This window comes from Streptomyces sp. NPDC058291, from assembly GCF_042880855.1.
Taxonomy (GTDB): Bacteria; Actinomycetota; Actinomycetes; order Streptomycetales; family Streptomycetaceae; genus Streptomyces.
Window position 1 is genome coordinate 131,096 of sequence record NZ_JBHVYK010000003.1, and the last position, 16,994, is coordinate 148,089.

Genomic DNA, 16,994 nt, shown 5'->3' on the forward strand with positions numbered 1-16,994 from the left:
TTCGGTGTGGTCAGCGAATCATGCGACAACTATTGACGCCGTTCACTCGTTCCCTATCATCCAGATTGCTCGAGTAGTCGATTGCCGTTCGATATGCCGAACTCGCCAGGGTCGCCGACGTGCGACCGGAACCGCTTACTCAAGGACGACGAGGTCCCTATGCGCAGACGAAGTTCCAGTCGCAGGCATCTGTCCGTGGTGTTCGCAGCCCTGGCGGCGATCCTGGTCGCGTTGGCGGCGACGCTCGTCGCCAACCCGGCTCAGGCGGCCACCAGCGGAGCCCTGCGCGGCGTCGGGTCCGGCCGGTGCCTCGACGTGCCGAACGCCGCCCAGACCGACGGCGCTTACCTGCAGATCTATGACTGCTCGGGCGGGACCAACCAGCAGTGGACGCTGACCGACAGCAACCAGTTGACGGTGTACGGCAACAAGTGCCTGGACGTTCCGGGTCACGCCACCGCGGCCGGTACCCGGGTGCAGATCTGGGCCTGTAGCGGCGGTGCGAACCAGCAGTGGCGGGTGAATGCCGACGGCACGATCGTCGGCGTGGAGTCCGGGTTGTGTCTGGACGTCGCGGGTTCCGGTTCGGCCAACGGCACGGCGGTGCAGATCTGGACGTGCAGCGGCGCCGGCAACCAGAAGTGGACCGGCCTGTCCGGCACGTCGACCCCGCCGGGCGGATCGTGTTCCCTTCCGTCGACCTACCACTGGACGTCGACGGGTGCGCTGGCGCAGCCGGCGAACGGCTGGGCCGCGCTGAAGGACTTCACCAACGTGACGTACAACGGCAAGCACGTGGTCTACGCGTCGAACGTGTCGGGATCGTCGTACGGCTCGATGGCGTTCAAGCCTTTCACCAATTGGTCGGACATGGCATCGGCCGGCCAGACCGGGATGAGCCAGTCCACGGTGGCGCCCACCCTGTTCTACTTCGCGCCCAAGAACATCTGGGTGCTGGCGTACCAGTGGGGCGCTTGGCCCTTCATCTACCGCACCTCCAGCGACCCCACCAACCCCAACGGCTGGTCCGCGCCGCAGCCGCTGTTCACCGGCGGCATCCCCAACGCCGCCCCGATCGACCAGACCCTGATCGCCGACGACCGGAACATGTACCTGTTCTTCGCCGGTGACAACGGCAGCATCTACCGGGCGAGCATGCCGATCGGCAACTTCCCGGGCAACTTCGGCTCGTCGTACACGACGGTCATGAGCGACACGGTGAAGAACCTCTTCGAAGCGCCGCAGGTCTACAAGGTCCAGGGCCAGAACCAGTACCTCATGATCGTCGAGGCTCGGGGCGCCGGCGAGCAGCGCTACTTCCGCTCGTTCACGGCCTCCAGTCTGAGCGGTTCGTGGACCCCGCAGGCCGCCAGCGAGAGCAACCCCTTCGCGGGGAAGGCCAACAGCGGCGCCACCTGGACCAACGACATCAGCCACGGTGACCTGGTCCGCAACAACCCTGACCAGACCATGACCGTCGACCCCTGCAATCTGCAGCTCCTCTACCAGGGCAAGTCCCCCACCGCGAGCGGTCCCTACGACCAACTGCCGTGGCGGCCGGGCGTCCTCACCCTGAAGCGCTGACGCCCTCCCCTCGCGGAACCCCGGCCGTCATCGGCCGGGGTTCCGTTCCGACGAGGGGCAGGCAGGGCTTACCCGAAGGAGGAGACGCCGGGTGGCACGGTGGCGCACAGGCAGGTGCGTTGCGACGGTCGATGGGTCCGAACGCTGCGGCGCCGCACCTGATGGAGCCTTCTGTGCGCAGTTCTCGTCTCGTTGACGCTTCTCTGGCCGGGGCCCTCGTCTCCGGTCTCGCCGTCACTGCCGGGGTCCCGGCTTCGGCCGTGTCCGCCGCACACGCCGGGGCGGATCGGTCCGCGCCGGCGGCTCGTGCGAAGGGCCGGACGCTCACGCTCCCCGCGCCACGCGGCCGGTACCCCACCGGCGAGTCGAGTTTCCGGCTCGTCGACGCCGCACGTGGAGAAGAACGCCGGATCGGCGCCGCCGGCGTCGGCCATCAGTTCTTCGGCCTGGGCGAGGACGCCTTGTGACTCGCGGCGGTCGTCGAGGCCGTTGAGCGACAGCACGTCGGATGCGAAGACCTCCTCGCCGACGAGGTCGAGGACCCGCGGGTCGGCTCCCAGGCACTGTTGGTGACCGGGCGGCCCGGACACCACGTCACCGCGACGCCGGAACTCCTCCAGTGCCTCCGGCACGGGAACGCGGGAGTGATCCATCAGTTGCCTCCTCCTGAGCTGCCGCGACGCAGTCAGCAAGCGCGCAGCCTGGGTGTGTGCCTACCGAAGCCGAGTTGCACGGGCGGGCCCGCACCGAAGCGCCCGGCCGGAGGCGAGGCCCCGGCCGGGTCGCCGTCCGCCACCGGAGTGAAGTGTCCGACCGGCGTGAGGTCGGCCCGGCGCGCGTGGCAGGTATCCGTGCGAGGTGGCCGAGCCGGCGGAGCGCTGGACCGGTCCGGCCGCCCTCCGGCCTCGGAGCGTCAAGGAGTGGAGAACGCATGGGACACGGCGGGAACGTCATCCAGGAGCTGACCACGGACCATCGGGAGGTGGACGAGCTCTTCGCGCAGATCGAAGCGCTGCCGGGGGCCGACCCGCAGCGACGCGAACTGGCGGACCGGCTCACCATGGAGCTGATCCGGCACTCGGTGGCTGAGGAGGAACACCTGTACCCGACGGTGCGCCGGTACGTCGACGGGGGAGACGACCTCGCCGACAAGGAGATCGCCGACCACGCCGAGGTCGAGCGCATGCTCAAGGAGCTCGAAGGCTGCCGGCCCGGGGACGGGACGTTCGACACGCTGATCCTGCGGCTGAAGAACTCCGTCACGGCCCATGTCAGCGACGAGGAGAACCGGCTCTTCCCGATGCTGGCCGACGTCTGTTCCCCCGACGCTCTGGAGGAGCTCGGGGAGAAGGTCCGCTCGGCCAAGCGGCACGCTCCCACACGCCCGCACCCGTCCGCGCCGGACACCCCGCCCGCGAACAAGATCCTCGCGCCGGGCGCCGGCATGGTGGACCGTCTGCGCGACATGCTGACCGGGCGCGGCAAGCAGGACTGACAGGAACAGGACTCACGGAAACAGCACTCAGCGGAACAGGACCGACGGAACGGGGCCGGCAGGGCGGGCTCGGCGCCGACGACCGTGTGACATCACGGTCCGGCGCGCCTATTGACCGCACATGGGCGAAGGTCGGCGTCGTCGGTGTGCGGCCCCGCTGCGGCGGCGTCCGACCGGGGCCGCCGGCCGTTGCCGGAGCGCCGGGAGGCTTCCACACGCCCTGCCCCGGCAACGGTGCGGGCCGGCCCTCGTCCTGGCCGGAGTCGTCCTGGGACGGCCCACACGCGCAGGACCACGCCGTGCGGGTCCGGCCTCTCTCCCGCCTGCGCCCGACAAGCAACCCGTCCGTGAGTCCTCCACCTGTAATCCTCTGTGAAGGATCAGGGGGAGAGGGAGAGGGAGGGGGAGGGGGAGGGCGGGGGTACTGGCGGCGGGACGCGACGGCCGCAGGGCCGGCCGGTATGCCGTCCGCGTCGCCCGGTCAGGCTGCGAGGCCGCGAGGATGAAGAATGGGTGACGGCACTCTCCTCACCCCGTTCACCGGAAGGCCCGCAGACCATGAGCGACCGACGCGACCGCTGGGCCGAACTGACCGGCGGAGAGGGGGGAGAGGAATACGCCCGACGGTTCGCCCGGCTCGCCGAGTCGGGCCACGACGTCCACGGCGAGGCCGCCTTCTGCGACGCGTCGGTGAGACCGGCCGCCCGGATCCTCGACGCGGGCTGCGGCACCGGGCGCGTCGCCATCCGGCTCGCCGAGCTGGGCCACGTGTGCACGGGCGTGGACGTCGACCACTCCATGCTCGCCGTCGCCCGCCGTGAAGCCCCGGCGCAGGAATGGCTCCACGGCGACCTGGCCCACCTGGACGACCTCGGACTGCACCCCGGCTTCGACCTGGCCCTCGCGGCCGGAAACGTCGTCCCCCTGCTGGCCCCCGGCACCGAACCGGCCGTCGTGCGGCAACTCGCCGCCGTGCTGCGCCCGGGCGGGCTGCTGGTCACCGGCATGGGACTGGACGCGGCACACCTGCCGCTGCCGGAACCGACGGTGACGCTGGAGGACTTCGACCACTGGTGCGCCGAGGCCGGACTGATCTTGCGGCAACGCTGTGCCGCCTGGTCCGGCGCCCCCTACCGGCCAGGCGGCGGCTACGCCGTCAGCGTCCACGCCCGCCCCGCCGCCTGACCACTGCCGACCATCGCTGTGCCCCGGGGCGGGCCCGATCCGAACGGTCGGCCGATCTGCGGGAAGCGACGACCGCTCGACGCGGGCGCGGGCGCGGGGGCGCGGGTGCGGACGGTGGTGCGGGAGAGGCGGGTCAGCGCAGTCCGGCGAACAAGTCGTTCTCGGGCACGGCCGCCCCGGTGGCGTCCTGGACCCGTACGAAGGTCTCGACGCCCATCAACTCGGTGAACCGCTCCTGGCCCATCTTGAGGAAGAAGATGTTCTCGCCCTGGCTGGCGTGCGCGGCGAGCGCATCGAATTTCTGGCGTCCGAACGCACTGGTGTCCACCCAGGTGGTGATCTCCTCGTCGGGGAGCCCGATCTCGGCCAACGCGGCGGCCTCCGCGGGATCCGGCTCCTGCCCGGGCGCACCGAACTCGCGCATGATCTCGCCGAACCGCTGCATCATCGAGCGGGGCATCGTGGTCCAGTACACCTTCGGGGTGAGTCCGGTCATCGCCAGTGCCGCCGTCGTGATGCGGTTGGCCTGGATGTGGTCGGGATGGCCGTAGAAGCCGTTCTCGTCGTAGGTGACGACCACGTCGGGCTGGTAGTGCCGCATGAGTTCCGCGAGTCTGGCCGCGCTCACCTCCGTGGGCGTCTGCCAGAACGATCCGGGGGCGTCGTTGGTCGGCCAGCCCATCATCCCGGAGTCGGGGTAGTCCAGCATCTCCAGGTGACTGATCCTCAGAACCTCGCAACTCGCCTCGAGTTCCTGACGACGCATCAAGGCGACGGCCGCCGGATCGTGCCCGGGATCGCCCGGCTTGACGCCCTCCGGTCCGTCACCGCACCCGCCGTCGGTACATGTCACGAGAACCGTGCGGATGCCCTCCGCCGCGTACCGGGCGAGGACACCTCCGGTTCCGGTGGCCTCGTCGTCGGGGTGGGCGTGTACCGCCATGAGCGTCAAGGGCCGGTCATTCATGAGACATCCTCCTGTGGGAAAGCGAAAGGGGCTCGGTCGCGATCCGCGGCGGGCGAACAAGCGGTCGCCTTCTCGAAGCACCGCGGTGCTCAAGCCCATCGACACCCTCCCATACGCGCGAGCGGGGGCCTGCGGAAGGTCGGACATGCCGACCCCCTCGATCCCCCCGGCGTCGGCCCGGCCCGGCGGCGCCCAGCCCGCGCGAGACGCGCCGGGCGTCTCGCGCTTGCGGTTGCAGCGTTCTGCGGCGACGGCGTCCGGGCGTCGCGGGTGTGCCGGGACGGGTCGAAGTTCTTGTGCGCCGACCCCACGGCCCGACCCGCCGCCGCGGCGGGCCTCGGCGAGTGCGGGGTCGGCGAGGACGGGCACCTGATCCGGGCGCTGCTCGCGCATCCCGCCCCCAGGGTCCGCGCCTGCGCGGTGGCGGGACTTCGGGCGCTGGAAGCGGTGCGCGTCGACGACGTGCCACCACTCCTCGACGACCCGTCGCCGGCAGTGGTCCGCCAGGCGGCCGTGGCCCTGCTGCCGTGGGCCGACGGCGTACCGGAAGAACTGCTGCGCGGGCTCCTGGCCGAGGACCGTCCACGTCACCAGCGGATTGCGGCGATCCGGCTGCTGCGGGCGGCCGGAGTGCACACCTGAAGCTCGTCGTCGACGGAACGGCGGGCGACGGTGGCCGCCCCCGCGCTGCTCTCCTTGCGAACACCAGCCCCGTGGAGGTGTGCGCTCGCGGCCTCGACCGAGGCAAGTGACCCGCGACTGAGGGTGTTGCTCGACGTCGCGCGCGACCGACCTGTGAGGAGTGTCAGAGGTGTGTGGCAGCATCCGCGGCATGACGAGCACCGAGACGAGCCGCGGATTGGACCTGTTCCGAGAGGGGGACTTTCCCTTCTACACGCTGACCTTCGTGCGGGACCTGCCCCCCGCCGAACTGCTCACCCGGATGCGGGTGGATCCGGAGACTTTGGCGCTTCGCGACGCCGCGGGCCTGTCGGACGACTTGGGCGACGACCTTTTCGACGACGAAGAACCGGTCGTGACCAGCGGCGTCGACGGCTCGTGGGCGTGGGCATGGGAGCAAGGCGGTATGCACGGACTCGACGAAAGAATGCTGAAGGGCGTCTCCGCGGGCACTGAGGCCGTCGTGCTCCACTACAACGAGAAGCCGATGCACTGGTTCAAGTACGCGGTCGGCGGCGAGGTCGTCGTCGACTTCCACACGCTCCAGGCGATCGAGCCGACCGGGCAGGACCCGGCAAGACTCGCGGACATCATGAGGCCCCTTGGGCTCGTCCCTGGCGAGGTCGCGCCTCTTCACAGCGTCCTGGCGCTGGCAGAGAACGCTTTTGACATCCGCCTGAGGCGCCTCGACGAGGTCGACGACGAGCGGTGGAGCGGCAGGCTGCTTCCGTTGCCGGAGTGAATGCCTCTCGCGGCGCCCGTGACGGAGGTGTTTCAGCGGGGGTCCCACGTGGTGACGCTGTCTGGCCGGTGCTTCGCACGGCCGGCCCTGGCGTCGCCGTCGGCGTGGCTGTCGCGTGTCGGGCGGGACGTGGCCTGTTGACCCTCACACCGTGTCAGGCGCTGAACTCGGAGACATCATGTTGGGCCGAAGCCCTGCCGGACGACTACCGGGCGGCGTGGGAACCGATCAAGGGCCGCCTCGACTTCTTCGAGGGGGGCGTCGCCGCGGGCAAGGGCATCTTGGAGATGGTCGGCGACGGCGTCGCCGCGTTCCGCGACGACCTGGTCAAGGACTCTCGCACCTATGCGGACGTCTATCAGGAGTCCATCAGCGGGGAACCCGGCACGACCGGGAAGTGACGCCCGCCGCCCCGTGCCGGTAAGCGCGGTCGCCGACCGCCCGGTGCGGCCGGTCCCGGTTTCGCGGCTTTGTTACTCACTTTCGGGTGATGGTCTGCACGGCGGCCCGGGTGTCGTGGTGTGGCGACCCGGGGTCAGGCCAACTGGGGCAAGGGGGAAGGCGCCTGGCGGCACGTCAACTGCAAGCCCTTCAGATAGATGGAGAATGCAGCCGAGGATCACGGAAACATGGACAACCGGTAACACAGTCCATCTTTCCTCCCCACTCCGGCACGATGTGGGCAGGGTGAGTCAGTGCGGCCGGCCCGGCCGCCACCCGCACACCGCACCTCCCGTCAGCGTCCGAGAAGGCCGTCCGGGGGAGGCTGCCCGCACCGTCAGGGGGACTCTTGTCCGCTTCTGTCACCGCCCGTCGTCTTACTGCCGCCGCGCTTGCGGCCGGGGCCATGGTCTCGACCGCGACGCTGCCGGCGTCCGCGGCCGACCACGACCGCGCGCACGGCCCGAGGGTGGAGATCTCAGCCGTCGTGTACGACTCCGCGGGACGCGACGACCACTCCAACCGCTCGCTGAACAAGGAGCGGGTGCAGCTCGTCAACCCCACTCGGCACTGGGTCGACCTCGACGGCTGGACCCTCGCGAACCGGGACGGCCACGCCTACACGTTCCACCACTACCGTCTGGCCGCCCGCACCACCGTCCGCATCCACACCGGCCAGGGCGATGACACCCGCGGCGACCTCTACCAGAACCGCCGCGACTACATGTGGGACAACCACGCTGACACCGCAACCCTGCGCGACAACCGCGGCCGCCTCATCGACGAGTCGACCTGGGGGCACCACCGCCACTGACGCGCACGTCGCACGGGCGGCGCGGAGCAGCTGACCGGCATACCCGACGGGTGCGGGTCCGGCCAGACAGAGCCCGGCGGAGTCGGACCGTCGCCGCGGTCGGATCGCGGCAGCGGCGGCGGAACGGCTACGCGATCCTATGACCCGTCGAAGGCGGCGACGGCTTCCGTGACGAAGGGCGGATCCGTCAGGAGTGACCTGCTCCGCTCCCCACTCCCTGCACGCCTCGGCCGTCCTCCGCTGTCGCGGTCGCCGGCGCGTGCCCTGTCGCGCCTCTTGGAGGTTCACGTGCCCATCGCCCCGGAGACGGCTTTCACCGTCGGCGGCGCAACCTACCGACTCACGGCCGACATGGTTCGGGCCGCCGCCGCTCGCCTGGCGCCCGCCGATTCAGCCGACCCGCATCCCAACCGCAGCTGGTACGCCCTCGTCGGCACCCATCTCTACTACGTGGTCGACCTGGTGGCCGAGGCCGCGGGGGCCGGGGAGGTGCCGGTGAAAGCGGCTCGTCTGTGTCTCGCCGAACTCGCTTTCCCGGTCTTCGCGCTGGGCTGGAACACGCTGCTGACCAAGGGGCATCCCGGTCACACCGGCTGACTCCGGTGCCGCACCCGATCACGAGGCGTGCAGGCGCTCCGGATGGGACCATGTGTCGTTACGGACGTGATCCCTCAGAGCCCCAGCCGCGTCGAAGAGGGGTGGCGCGCGGTTCGCGCTGACGGACGTGTCCGTCCTGACTGCTCGAAGCGGCCTACGCCGAACCGCGCCTGCGCCAGTTGTTCCCCTGGACGGGAATGGGAGAGCTGCACTTCAGCCGTTGCGCGGAGTGGCCGTGGGCATGGGACGTTCCGTACATCCAGCCTGCCATGGATGGCGCCTATCGGGTCTCCGGCCCCCTGCGCAGCGAGACCGTGGGCCCGCGACGGCTCACCAGGCTGTCGCGATGGTGGTCGGTGAAGGCCCCGCGCGCGGCGTCGAGTCGTCGCCGGACGACGGGGGCGGCGCCGTCGTCGCGGACGGCGGCCTCGTGCCGGCCGCCGCCCGCCCTGCCGGCCCTGTGCCTGGTGCCTGGTGCCTGGTGCCGGGGAGCGTTCAGGAGACAGCGGCTCGCGCGGTGCAGCTGACGGTGGCCGCGGGGACGCCGCCCGGGGCCGAGGTGGCGGCGATGAAGCCGAAGGCGGCGCTCGCAGCCGGTGCGAGGGCGCCGTTCCACGCGGCGTTGCCGACGGTGGCTCGGCCGTCGGCCGCCGTGGTCAGGGTGCCGTTCCAGACCTGGGTGAGGCGTGCGCCGTCGGCCGCTTCGACGGTCGCGGACCAGCCCGAGACCCGTGACGAGGAGGCGTTCGTCACCGTCACCTCGCCCTGGTAGCCGCCCTGCCAGGAGGAGACCACGCGGAAGGCGGCTCGGCAGGGCTGCTCACCGCCCGGCTCGCCGGGGCCGCCCGGGACGCCCCGGTCGAGGACGGCGGCCAGCGCCGGGTACCAGCGCGCGGCGATCTTCTCGTTCCCCGAGGCGGAGGGGTGAACGCCGTCGTAGGTGTCGGCGAGGGTGTCGAAGCCCGTCCACTGGTCGACGACCGTCACCGGGGAACGACTCGTGCTCACACCCCGGGCCCAGTCGGGGATCCGCGCGTTCAAGGCCGTCACCCGCTCGGCACAACCGGCGCAGTTGGCAGGGTTCATCGGGATGAGCTGCGCGACGAGGATCCTCATGTCCGGGTTGGACGTCCGCATCTGCGTCACCAGCTTGCTGTAGGCGGCGAGGATGCGGTCGGGGGCGATGCTGCTCCAGACGTCGTTCGTGCCGAAGTGCATGACAACGATGTCCGGTTGGGTGGCGGCGAGCCGCGCGGGAAGCAGATCCTGGTCCGCCACGTTGGTGACGAGTTCACCGCCGTGGCCTTCGTTGTCCCCGTCGTGCGCCTGGGCGCAGCCCTGTTGGTTGAGGGTGCCGACGAAGTCGATGTCCGTGTGACCGGAGCTCAACAGGCGGTTCCACAGCAGCGCCCGCCAGCAGCCCGGTGAGCCTGTGATCGAGTCGCCCAACGGCATGATGCGGACCGGGGCCGCGGCGGTTGCGGCGACGGCCGAGGGCGCGAACGCCACGCCGAAGCAGAGCAGAAGCGAGAGCAGAAGAATCCGTGGAGACGGCAGACGTCTGATGCTGTGCATGGTGGTTCCTTCCCTGGGCGATGCCGGAATCGGGGGCGAGGAGTCGTTCGCCGTTGCCCGCTCGGCCCGCGTCAGGGGGTGTAGACGGCCGGGCGGGGCGGTGTCGGCATGTTGCCTCCGATGAAGAAGCTGGGGTGCGGGGGCTGGTTGTAGGCGGTGTTCTGCCAGGCGAGCGCGGTGCGGTACTGGGTGTCGTGGAGCAGCGTGGTGATGCGGGTGTTGGTCTGGTAGGGGGTGCTGTAGATGCGCAGGGCGCGGTTGTCGGTGGTGGGCCAGACGACTTCCTCCCGCCAGTCGCCGAGGATGTCTCCGGACAGGGACGGGGTGGATTTGGTGCCGTTGTCGGAGTGGACGCCCGAGGCCGTCAGGAGGCGGGTGTCGCCGGAGGTGCCGTACTTGTCGATGTGGGTGCCGTCGAGCAGTTCGCGCAGGGTGTCGCCGTCCCACCACGACAGGAAGTTGACGCTGGACGGCTCCCGGCCGAGGGAGACCCCGGTCACGGAACGCAGGGTGGTGTCGGAGGCGGACCAGGCCTCGGCGCCCGGGCTGCCGGCGTAGACGTCGGCGGCGACGCCCCGGCCGTTGTCGGATCCGCCTGCCGTCTGCCACAGGATCTGGCCGGTGCGCGCGTCGGCCATCCAGGAGCCGGGCTTGCCGGAGTCCTCGGACACCTTGAACTCCTCCAGGCCTGCCCGGGCGGGGTCGAGGTCTCCGACGTGCATGGCGTCGCCGTGGCCCATCCTCGTCGTCCACAGGCCGGAGCCGTTGTCGTCGACGGTCATGGCTCCGTAGACGATCTCGTCCTTGCCGTCGTCGTCGACGTCGGCGACGGACAGGCTGTGGTTGCCCTGGCCGTCGTAGCCCTTGCCGCTGTTGGTGGAGGAGTTCGTGTCGAAGGTCCAGCGGCGCGTGAACTGCCCGTTCCGCCAGTCCCAGGCGGCGATGACCGTGCGGGTGTAGTAGCCGCGCGCCATGATCAGTGAGGGGCGGGAGCCGTCGAGGTACGCGGTTCCGGCGAGGAAGCGGTCGACGCGGTTGCCGTAGGAGTCGCCCCACGACGAGACCGTGCCGCGGGCAGGGACGTAGTCGACGCTCTGCATGGCCTTGCCGCTCTGGCCGTTGAACATCGTCAGGTACTCGGGGCCGGACAGCACGTAGCCGGAGGAGTTGCGGTAGTCGGCGGAGGAACTGCCGATCACCGTGCCGGCGCCGTCCCGCGTGCCGTCGGCGGTCTTCATCGCCACTTCGGCCTTGCCGTCACCGTCGTAGTCGTACACCTGGAACTGCGTGTAGTGGGCGCCCGAGCGGATGTTGCGGCCCAGGTCGACGCGCCACAGGCGGGTGCCGTCGAGCTTGAGGCCGTCGATGATCGTGTTCCCGGTGTAGCCGGACTGGGAGTTGTCCTTGGCGTTGGTGGGATACCACTTCAGGACCAGGTCGAGCCTGCCGTCGCCGTCCAGGTCGCCGACCGAGGCGTCGTTGGCCTCGTAGGTGTAGGCGACGCCGTCGGGGGTCGTGCCGCCGGCCGGCGGTGTGATCGGCACGTTCAGGTAGCCGGAACGCAGCTGCAACGCGGTTTCGGAAGAGGCCTGTTCGGCGCCGTTGACCACGGCGCGCACCGTGTAGTCGGCCGATTCCGAGGCTCCGGCGTCGAAGTAGTTCGTCGATGTGTTGAGGGGGGACGAGGTGAGTCTGACGCCGCCCCGGTAGACGTTGAATCCCACGTCGTTCGGGTCGGTGGCCAGCCATCGCCACGACACAAGGTTGCCGCTGCTGGAGTGGGTGCTGGTCAGGCCCCGGTCGAGACGCTCGACCTGGCGTGCGGTGGCCGCGTTCGCGGTCTGCGGCAGTCCGGTGAGGGCAGCGGCCGCCAGCGCGGTGGCGGCCGCTGCCCTGCCGATCAGCCGGTGGGGTGACCAGCGGCCACGTCGCTTGCGTGACGGCGCGTGGGGGTGCCCGGCGGAGTCGGTCACGATGACCTCCGGTGTGTGGGGGAATGAGTGAGCACAGCCCTTGAGGGGAGGGCGGGGGAGTGGCGTGCTCAGTCGGGCGTGGGAACGCTCCCACGGATGCGAGCGTAGGAAGGAGGTGATGCGTCGTCAAGGATTCTGTCCGCGTTGATGGTCGGCCCTGTTGGGATCCGTGACTTCGGCCTTCACGGCCGATTGGCAGCCCCGTGGGCGGCGGGAAAACTGCCTGAGGCGTCTTGGGCGACGTGTGAATCGCGGGGCGGCCGACCCGGTGGTGAAGGCGGCCGTGCCGAGCCGCGCGGGCGGTCGGCGCACCGCACGTGACTGGGTTGCATGGCGCCGGTCGAAACTGACCTCCAGGCGGGTGTTCCGCTCCTCTGTGAGCCGCACCAGCCGCTCCCCGGCGGCGAGTTCGTAGGCGCCGTACGGCGGTTGGGGCGGCCCTCGGCGGGCGCTGTCCAGTGACTCGGCCGGCGCCACCGACAGCTGGTCTCAGTCGCTGAGTGCGACGCGCACGGCGGTGGCCATCACGTCGATGGCGGCTTTTCCTTCCGCTACCGGGCCGGTGTGGGTGAAGTAGTGATCGACTGCCCGGAAGACACGGTGGGCGACCGGAACCCCCGCGGCTTCCAGGGCCTTGGCGTAGGCGTCGCCCTCGTCGCGCAGGCGGTCGTTCTCGGCGGTGATGACCAGGGCGGGAGGGAGTCCGGCCAGATCGTCCGCCAGTGCGGGAGAGACGAGGGGGTCGCCGCGGTCGGCGGGGTCAGGGGTGTAGGCGGCCGTGAAGACCCGCATGAGCTGGGGGCCGAGCAGTGGCTTGGCGATGAGGGACCGTTTGGTGGCCGGGTCGGCGAGCTGGTCGAGCGGCGCGGAGTCGAGGATCTGGAGCCGGGGCGAGAACGTGCCGCTGTCGCGGGCCATGCGGCAGACCGCAGCCGTCAGGTTGCCCCCGGCGCTGTGTCCGCCCACGGCGAGGCGCGAGCCGTCCCAGCCGTGGGCGGAGCCGTTCTCGGCGACCCACGCGGTGACGTCGTACGCCTGGGTGACGGCCACCGGAAACGGGCGTTGCGGGGCGATGGCGTAGTCGACGTTGATCACGACGCAGCCGGCCGTGGCGGCTATGTAACGGCAGATGTGGTCGTCCTGTTCGGGACGGCCGACCACGAATCCGCCGCCGTGGAAGTTGACGTACACGGGAGCGGGGGTTCCGGCGGTTCCGGCGTCAGTCGGCGGGCGGTAGACGGTGCAGGGCACCGCGCCGGCGCCGGTCTCCACCAGGAGGGCCTCGGTGCGCTTCGGGACGTCCGTGAAGCGCAGGTCCTTGTGGACGCGCGTCATCATCCGCCCGAGCAGCAGCTGGATTCCTCTGGCCTGGATTCGGGGACTCAATGGCATGGCTCGGACCAATCACTACAGGTTTAAAGTAACAGGTTTCCTGATGATGGCCGCTTGCTTCTCTTCGCGCAATGGGCAGACGGGAGCGGCTCCCGGCAGCGGTGGTCGGGGGCCGGTGATCCGGCCCTCGTCGGCAACCGCGAGAAGCGACGCCCGCACCACCACCATCCCAGCCTGCTCACGCCAGGAACGAGCGGTCGTCGCCGGGGTCGGTCGCCGGCCTGTGACGCGGTCCCAGGGGGCGTGAACGGCGGGTGGGCCGTTCGTGGTGCGGGCGCCGTCGACGACGTGGCAGCCATGGTGCCGGGCGGCGGTGCCGCCGGCGTGGTCGGGCAGGATGCGCAGGCGCGCGCCCACGGGGACGTCGGGCACGACGCGGAAGCCGTCGCGGGCGGTGAGGGCGCCGTGTTTCTGGCCTGCGCCCGTCATGTCCAGGCCGGGAACGAGGGCGCCGGTCACCGAACCGTGCGGATCCTGCGGGACGCGCCCGTGCGTGACGCCTCCCGCTGCGGTCGCCGACCGTATGCCGTTCAGCGCGCGGCCACCGCGTCCTGCTTCTGCTCCTCCTCGGACGCGGCTCGTCCCGGCAGCTTCGCCCCCTCGATGTCGACGTCCGGGGTGATGCGGTCGATCCAACGGGGCAGACCCCAGGCGCGGTGGCCGAGCAGGGCCATGACCGCCGGAACGAGGGTCATGCGGACCACGAAAGCGTCGACGAGGACGCCGAAGGCCAGTGCGAAACCGATGGACTTGATGATCGGGTCGTGGTTGAAGACGAAGCCGCCGAAGACCGCGATCATGATCAGCGCTGCGGCGCTGACGACCCTGCCGCTGCGCGCCACGCCCTGGGTGACGGCCTCGGCGGCGTCGCCGGTGTGCTCGTAGTGCTCGCGCATCCTGCTGACGAGGAACACCTCGTAGTCCATGGCGAGTCCGAACAGGACGCCGATCAGGAGGACGGGCAGGAAGCTGGTGACCGGGCCGGCCGAGGGAATGTCGAGGAGGCCTTTGAGATGCCCGTCCTGGAAGACCCGGACCGTGACGCCCAGGGACGCGGCGACGGAGAGCAGGAAGCCGAGGGCGGCCTTGAGGGGCACGAGCAGCGACCGGAAGGCGATGGTCAGCAGGACCAGGGCCAGGATGACGATGATGACGACGAACAGCGGCAGGGCGTCGGACAGTTTGCCCGCCACATCGATCGCGGCGGCCGTGGCGCCCGCGATGTAGAGGGCGCCTCCCGCCTTGTCGATGGCGGGCGCGTTCTCCCGCAGCCGGTGCACCAGGTCGTTGGTGGCCTGGGCGTCGGGTCCGGTCTTCGGGACGACGGCGATGACGGCGAGGGTCGAGCCCGTGTTGGTGACCGGTTCGGCGACGGCGGCCACTCCGCGCTCGCCCGCCAGAGTCGTGCGCAGTTCGGTCACCGTCGATGTGCGCTCGGCGGCCGGGATGCCTTCCAGGTCGACCACCGCAGTCAGTGTGGCGTTGAAACCGGGCCCGAAGCCTTCCGTCAGCAGGTCGTAGCTCTTGTGCTGGGTGCTGTCGACGGGCTGTGAGGCGTTGCCGGGCAGGCCCAGACGCAGGTCGCGCGCGGGAACGGCGAGCGCGAGCAGACCGATCACACCGGCCAGGAGCACGAGCAGCGGCTTGCGGGTGACCGCGCGGCCCCACGCAAGACCCCAGGAGCCGGGGGTGGGATCACGCCGCTCGGTGCGCCCGGTTCGCCGTGCGCGGGGGCGCATGCGTTCGCCGAACAGGCCGAGGACGGCGGGTACGAGACTGACGGCGATGAGCACGGCGAGCAGCACGGTGGCCGCCGCGGACAGGCCCATGACGGTCAGGAACGGTATCCCGGTCACCGCGAGCGCCGCCAGAGCGATGATCACGGTCGCCCCCGCGAAGACGACGGCCCCGCCGGCGGTGGCCACGGCCCGGGCGATCGAGTCCTCCACGTCCTGTTCGGGATCGGCGAGCTGCTCGCGGTGGCGGGAGATGATGAACAGCGCGTAGTCGATGCCCACGGCCAGCCCGATCATCAGGGCGAGCACGGTGGCGGTGCTGGTCATCTCGACGTAGCGGGACGTGAACTCGACGCCCAGGACGCCGATCGCGACGCCGACCAAAGCGGTCAGCAGCGGCAGTCCGGCGGCCATGAGGGAGCCGAGGGTCAGGGCCAGGATGACGAAGGCGAGCACCACGCCCACCAGCTCGGCCGGTCCGCCGACCTCGGTCTTGGGTTCCATCGCCGAGCCGCCGAACTCGACCGCGAGACCGGCGTCGCGGGCCTGGGCCATCGCGACTGACAGGGCCTCCTTCGACTCCTGCGACACGTCGCCGGCCTGCTGGCGGAAGCGGACGTCCGCGTAGCCGATCCGCAGGTCCTGCGAGAGCGCCCTGTCCTTGAGCGGGTCGGAGACGTCCGCGACGCCGGAGACCTGGGCGGCCTTCTTCAGGCTCGCCTCGACGGCCGCCGCCGCCTTCGGCTCCGTCAGCGTGCTGCCCTCGGGCGCCGCGAGGACGACCCGGGCCACCCCTCCCGCGGCCTCGGGGAACTCACCCTTCAGCAGGTCCTGCGCCTTCTGCGACTCGATCCCCGGCACCGAGAACTCGGTGGTCGCCTTGCCGTGCAGGGTGATCCCGAGGCCGCCGACGACGGCGAGCAGAAGCAGCCATGCCGCGATGACGCGGCCGCGCCGACGCAGCGCCCATCGCACCCAGGTGTACAGACGTGAGGCCATGCTCGACTTCCCTCTCCTCGGCGAGGGCCGATGGTCCGACCCCGACTCAATACACCCTAAGGCATTTTTGCAGTCGACTGTAAAGTCGCTATGGATGGTAGGGTTGCGGCCATGAAGACCGAGGGCCTGCGGGAACGTTCCAAGGCGCGCCGCAGGGAGGCGATCCTCCGGGCGGCGTACGAACTGTTCGCCGACCACGGCTTCGAAGCGGCGACCATCGCCGACATCGCGGCGGCCGCCGAGGTGTCGCCTCGCACCGTCACGCTCTACTTCCCCTCGAAGCTGGAGCTGGCGACATCCCACTTCGACGCGCTCGCGGACCGGCTGGGCACGGCGTTGCGCGATCGGCCGGACGGGCAGACGACTCTCGACGCACTCGAGACGTGGCTGCGCGGCGAGACCGCCCACCGCAGTGACCTGGACGACCTCCACGACCGCATGCTCGACCTCAACCCGCAGCTCAGGGCCGTCACCAACGCCCGCCTCGCGGAGGTCATCCAGGAGGGCGCCCGCATCCTGGCAGAGGAGCGGGGAGACGCTCCGGACGACTTCGGCCCCCGCATGGCGGCCGCGGCGGCGGCGGCGGTCGTCAGCGAGGTCTGTCATCGCATGCAGGAGTCCGACATCGAGACGGCGATGGCCTTCCTGCGCGCCGGCGTCGCCACCCTCGACGCCGGATAGAGCCGACCGGCTCAGGCGCCGGGCTTCCGCGGACCGGGTGCTCCGGCGTACCGCCCAGCCGATAGGGCCGCAACGGCTCCCTATACCATCACGAGCGCCCATCGCGGCGCTCCACGGAGAATCAACCGATCC

16 protein-coding genes and 1 pseudogene are annotated in these 16,994 nt (G+C 70.6%); 10 read left to right on the plus strand and 7 right to left on the minus strand.

The window, feature by feature from the left end; translation table 11 throughout:
- Window positions 1–159: 159 nt before the first annotated feature.
- A complete protein-coding gene (locus ACFVYK_RS02790) occupies window positions 160–1,584 on the plus strand; it encodes a non-reducing end alpha-L-arabinofuranosidase family hydrolase (RefSeq protein WP_389767741.1) in 1,425 nt (474 codons plus the stop codon).
- A 386-nt stretch (window positions 1,585–1,970) separates the two neighbouring features.
- On the opposite strand, the pseudogene ACFVYK_RS02795 reads toward ACFVYK_RS02790, so the two are convergent.
- Window positions 1,971–2,237: pseudogene (locus ACFVYK_RS02795) on the minus strand (ornithine decarboxylase); the annotation flags it as partial.
- Window positions 2,238–2,515: 278 nt separating this feature from the next.
- Here ACFVYK_RS02795 and ACFVYK_RS02800 point away from each other — a divergent pair.
- Together ACFVYK_RS02800 and ACFVYK_RS02805 are read left to right on the plus strand one after the other, a co-directional pair.
- Window positions 2,516–3,079: a hemerythrin domain-containing protein gene (locus tag ACFVYK_RS02800; RefSeq protein WP_389767743.1), complete on the plus strand. Its 564-nt coding sequence runs from the start codon at window positions 2,516–2,518 to the stop codon at window positions 3,077–3,079.
- Window positions 3,080–3,637: 558 nt separating this feature from the next.
- Entirely contained in the window at window positions 3,638–4,264 is a 627-nt protein-coding gene (locus ACFVYK_RS02805) for a class I SAM-dependent methyltransferase (RefSeq protein ID WP_389767745.1), read from the plus strand.
- Window positions 4,265–4,397: 133 nt separating this feature from the next.
- Here the strand turns inward: ACFVYK_RS02805 and ACFVYK_RS02810 are convergent, their stop codons facing one another.
- On the minus strand, window positions 4,398–5,231 hold the full coding sequence (locus ACFVYK_RS02810) for a PIG-L family deacetylase (protein ID WP_389767747.1): 834 nt from the start codon (window positions 5,229–5,231) through the stop codon (window positions 4,398–4,400).
- A gap of 294 nt (window positions 5,232–5,525) precedes the next feature.
- On the opposite strand from ACFVYK_RS02810, the gene ACFVYK_RS02815 reads away from it, so the two are divergent.
- The 6 genes from ACFVYK_RS02815 to ACFVYK_RS02840 all read left to right on the plus strand — a co-directional run bounded on the left by ACFVYK_RS02815 (window position 5,526) and on the right by ACFVYK_RS02840 (window position 9,033).
- A complete protein-coding gene (locus ACFVYK_RS02815) occupies window positions 5,526–5,873 on the plus strand; it encodes a hypothetical protein (RefSeq protein ID WP_389767749.1) in 348 nt (115 codons plus the stop codon).
- 190 nt (window positions 5,874–6,063) lie between these two features.
- Complete coding sequence (locus ACFVYK_RS02820; protein WP_389767751.1) at window positions 6,064–6,654, plus strand: DUF6461 domain-containing protein; 591 nt, start codon at window positions 6,064–6,066, stop codon at window positions 6,652–6,654.
- Window positions 6,655–6,791: 137 nt separating this feature from the next.
- The gene (locus ACFVYK_RS02825; protein ID WP_389767753.1) at window positions 6,792–7,055 is read left to right on the plus strand and encodes a DUF1048 domain-containing protein; all 264 of its coding nucleotides are present in this window, start codon (window positions 6,792–6,794) and stop codon (window positions 7,053–7,055) included.
- A 446-nt stretch (window positions 7,056–7,501) separates the two neighbouring features.
- Complete coding sequence (locus ACFVYK_RS02830) at window positions 7,502–7,909, plus strand: lamin tail domain-containing protein (RefSeq protein WP_389767834.1); 408 nt, start codon at window positions 7,502–7,504, stop codon at window positions 7,907–7,909.
- A 288-nt stretch (window positions 7,910–8,197) separates the two neighbouring features.
- A complete protein-coding gene (locus ACFVYK_RS02835; protein ID WP_389767755.1) occupies window positions 8,198–8,506 on the plus strand; it encodes a hypothetical protein in 309 nt (102 codons plus the stop codon).
- 197 nt (window positions 8,507–8,703) lie between these two features.
- A complete protein-coding gene (locus tag ACFVYK_RS02840; protein ID WP_389767757.1) occupies window positions 8,704–9,033 on the plus strand; it encodes a DUF6193 family natural product biosynthesis protein in 330 nt (109 codons plus the stop codon).
- Here ACFVYK_RS02840 and ACFVYK_RS02845 read toward each other — a convergent pair.
- The 5 genes from ACFVYK_RS02845 to ACFVYK_RS02865 all read right to left on the minus strand — a co-directional run bounded on the left by ACFVYK_RS02845 (window position 9,002) and on the right by ACFVYK_RS02865 (window position 16,181).
- Window positions 9,002–10,081: a GDSL-type esterase/lipase family protein gene (locus ACFVYK_RS02845; RefSeq protein ID WP_389767759.1), complete on the minus strand. Its 1,080-nt coding sequence runs from the start codon at window positions 10,079–10,081 to the stop codon at window positions 9,002–9,004. The genes ACFVYK_RS02840 and ACFVYK_RS02845 overlap by 32 nt on opposite strands.
- Window positions 10,082–10,152: 71 nt before the next feature.
- A complete protein-coding gene (locus ACFVYK_RS02850) occupies window positions 10,153–12,054 on the minus strand; it encodes a rhamnogalacturonan lyase (RefSeq protein ID WP_389767761.1) in 1,902 nt (633 codons plus the stop codon).
- A 489-nt stretch (window positions 12,055–12,543) separates the two neighbouring features.
- Window positions 12,544–13,446: an alpha/beta hydrolase gene (locus ACFVYK_RS02855; protein WP_389767763.1), complete on the minus strand. Its 903-nt coding sequence runs from the start codon at window positions 13,444–13,446 to the stop codon at window positions 12,544–12,546.
- A 15-nt stretch (window positions 13,447–13,461) separates the two neighbouring features.
- Complete coding sequence (locus tag ACFVYK_RS02860) at window positions 13,462–14,082, minus strand: hypothetical protein (RefSeq protein WP_389767765.1); 621 nt, start codon at window positions 14,080–14,082, stop codon at window positions 13,462–13,464.
- A complete protein-coding gene (locus ACFVYK_RS02865) occupies window positions 13,977–16,181 on the minus strand; it encodes an MMPL family transporter (RefSeq protein ID WP_389767767.1) in 2,205 nt (734 codons plus the stop codon). Before ACFVYK_RS02865 ends, ACFVYK_RS02860 begins: the two co-directional genes overlap by 106 nt.
- 111 nt (window positions 16,182–16,292) lie before the next feature.
- Here ACFVYK_RS02865 and ACFVYK_RS02870 point away from each other — a divergent pair, with 111 nt between their 5' ends.
- Window positions 16,293–16,862 (plus strand): TetR/AcrR family transcriptional regulator, encoded by a 570-nt coding sequence (locus ACFVYK_RS02870; protein WP_389767769.1) that lies wholly within the window; start codon window positions 16,293–16,295, stop codon window positions 16,860–16,862.
- The last annotated feature ends 132 nt before the right edge of the window (window positions 16,863–16,994 follow it).

Coding starts and splice junctions, on each gene's coding strand:
- ACFVYK_RS02865 (WP_389767767.1), bottom strand. CDS start 16,181: ATGGCCTCACGTCTGTACACCTGGGTGCGATGGGCGCTGCGTCGGCGC.
- ACFVYK_RS02830 (WP_389767834.1), top strand. CDS start 7,502: ATGGTCTCGACCGCGACGCTGCCGGCGTCCGCGGCCGACCACGACCGC.
- ACFVYK_RS02790 (WP_389767741.1), top strand. CDS start 160: ATGCGCAGACGAAGTTCCAGTCGCAGGCATCTGTCCGTGGTGTTCGCA.
- ACFVYK_RS02840 (WP_389767757.1), top strand. CDS start 8,704: ATGGGAGAGCTGCACTTCAGCCGTTGCGCGGAGTGGCCGTGGGCATGG.
- ACFVYK_RS02805 (WP_389767745.1), top strand. CDS start 3,638: ATGAGCGACCGACGCGACCGCTGGGCCGAACTGACCGGCGGAGAGGGG.
- ACFVYK_RS02870 (WP_389767769.1), top strand. CDS start 16,293: ATGAAGACCGAGGGCCTGCGGGAACGTTCCAAGGCGCGCCGCAGGGAG.
- ACFVYK_RS02810 (WP_389767747.1), bottom strand. CDS start 5,231: ATGAATGACCGGCCCTTGACGCTCATGGCGGTACACGCCCACCCCGAC.
- ACFVYK_RS02845 (WP_389767759.1), bottom strand. CDS start 10,081: ATGCACAGCATCAGACGTCTGCCGTCTCCACGGATTCTTCTGCTCTCG.
- ACFVYK_RS02800 (WP_389767743.1), top strand. CDS start 2,516: ATGGGACACGGCGGGAACGTCATCCAGGAGCTGACCACGGACCATCGG.
- ACFVYK_RS02855 (WP_389767763.1), bottom strand. CDS start 13,446: ATGCCATTGAGTCCCCGAATCCAGGCCAGAGGAATCCAGCTGCTGCTC.
- ACFVYK_RS02820 (WP_389767751.1), top strand. CDS start 6,064: ATGACGAGCACCGAGACGAGCCGCGGATTGGACCTGTTCCGAGAGGGG.